This window comes from Ruminococcus sp. (genome assembly GCF_045129435.1).
Taxonomy (GTDB): Bacteria; Bacillota; Clostridia; order Oscillospirales; family Acutalibacteraceae; genus Ruminococcoides.
The window spans coordinates 1-2,131 of sequence record NZ_JBGVJL010000190.1 but is presented as its reverse complement, the minus strand read 5'-3'; the positions used below and the strand labels follow the sequence as shown (position 1 = coordinate 2,131).

General features: G+C 35.2%; 1 protein-coding gene. It reads right to left on the bottom strand.

The features are described from left to right. Nucleotides 1-590: 590 nt before the first annotated feature. Entirely contained in the window at nucleotides 591-2,015 is a 1,425-nt protein-coding gene (locus tag ACJMMI_RS08720; RefSeq protein ID WP_405354994.1) for a transposase, read from the bottom strand. Nucleotides 2,016-2,131 lie beyond the last annotated feature (116 nt).

The window sequence follows — 2,131 nt, the reverse complement described above, 5'->3', positions numbered from 1 at the left end:
AAGTTAGCGTACTTACCCGTGGACGTCTCATCAGCGATTAAGTATTAACAACTAAATAGAGAAAGTGAGTAGGTCAAGATTTTTTTTTAGTATTCGCATAATTTTTTACAGGTTTCAAACTTTTGTTTACTTTTATCTGTGCTCATACGGCATTAAATCTAGGTTTAATGCTCATTTTTAGTGTCTTGTACTTTATCATTGTTTTGATTTTTAGAGACAACAATAAAACTATCTGCAACGGCAGACATATACAGGATCTAACTCATTTAGGACTCTGACTACTGTTTTCCGATATTATTCTTTCCTTTGGTTTTGATTCTGATTTTCACTGCCGATCCTTTTTTGCGACTTCTATATAATGTGTTTCTGCAATATCAGGGTAAATACCCTTTTTACTGCCACTAGCTTGTGCATTTCAGCTTTATTTAGCCATACTTACGAATTCAATTTAAAACCAGAGAAGTGTGTTCAAAAACAAATCAGGCTCTGATTGTCTGCGTTTAACTAAGTAACGGCTTTTCTCCTTGGAGCGATCTTGTCGGTGATGATCAAAAATGTTTTAAATATTCAGTACTATAAAATTCTTTAATTTAATCCAACGATGCATCATCAATTAAACTGCAATCAGTATTCCAGTAGCAGCTTTTTATTTCCGTAATAAGCTGTTTCTGCCATGGAGTGCATTCGTTTACCTTGAGTTTTATACTGTCCAAAAGAGACTCTATCTGTACTGTTACAGTATCTTTCAAAATCTCATAAATAACAGGATCAACAAGAGTTGAGCGAATACTGTTTTCTAGTTTCTTTAGCTTCGACCTGAACTTACTGAGTTTATTAAGTGCGATTTTTTTATCTGATATTGCAAGAGCAAACTCTGACGAGGAATTACATTGAGCAGGGGCATTTTTCTGTTCAGTAGTTTGTTGAGTTTTAAGCGACTCATCATTTGCTACCTTAAAGATATTTCTGGCAATATCTTTTGCAAAGGCTATCTTGATTCGCTTGTCCTTTAAATCTAATTTCTTGTCATCAAGTTTCTTTGCTGCCACAAGTTTATTGTGGGCGACAACGAGAGAGTTACCACCTTCATAGAAAAGAGTCTTTAACGTCTTATTTCCATCTGATGAGTGTTTACCAACCTTATTCTTGCCTCCAGTACCATGATGAATCGGAACCAGCTGCATATAGGAAATAAAACTGTTTGCATTCCTGTATCTTGTAAAGTCATCCTGAGTTGTAACACTTACTGACACGGCTAGGGGAATTCCTACACCAAGTACGGACAGATATTTTTCGCAACTTGGATGTGTTTTAGCATAATGTTCAAAAAATTTATTCTCAATTAAAGCAAGGTTAATAGCATACCTTTCAAGCTCTCCACATTGAAATTCCAAATGTTCGCACAGACCTTCAACCTTATTTTTACAATATTCATATTCACTGATAAAGTCCTTAATATGATGAATCGTCTGAAAAGGTGTCATCGCATAACTATAGCCTTTAAGAGCATCCTGTTCTTTAAGGAAAGCAACCAGATTTCTGTTGGTTGCAGTAATTTTGCTTTGTAGGTCTGAATAGCTTTTAACCATATACATTTCCTGACGGTTTATTTCATCACGGATTAAGCATGGTTTAAAGGTTGCTGATTCCGGATAAGTTTTATAAATCAGCAGTGCATTTCTGACACCTCTGGCATCACCTCTGTCATCCTTATTTTTACTGCTATTGTAGTTTCGACAGGATTTTGCAGGGAAAATATATACTTCATAGCCAAGTGCTTTTATGCGTGTTGCCCAAAAATTTGAACCACCACAGGCCTCCATTGCAAAAACATATCGCTGATTAGACTGTTCATTGATGAACGTCAATAATTTAGATGGCTTGAGGCTGTAATCATGTTCAATTCCTTCAAAATCAACGTAGCTTAACTGAATTTCTTTTGACGCAAGGTCCAATCCTACTAAAACTTTCTGAAATGTATTTGCAAAAGTTGTGAGTTTATTGATAGTATTCATTTGTGATTCCTCTCTTATGTTGTTTTGGGATAAATAAATTTTACCTAAGAGAGAATTTCAAAAGGCGGAGCTCTGTCAAAGAGTTTCCGCCTTAAAATTTTTTCCATTCAAATGTG

Coding starts and splice junctions, on each gene's coding strand:
- ACJMMI_RS08720 (WP_405354994.1), bottom strand. CDS start 2,015: ATGAATACTATCAATAAACTCACAACTTTTGCAAATACATTTCAGAAA.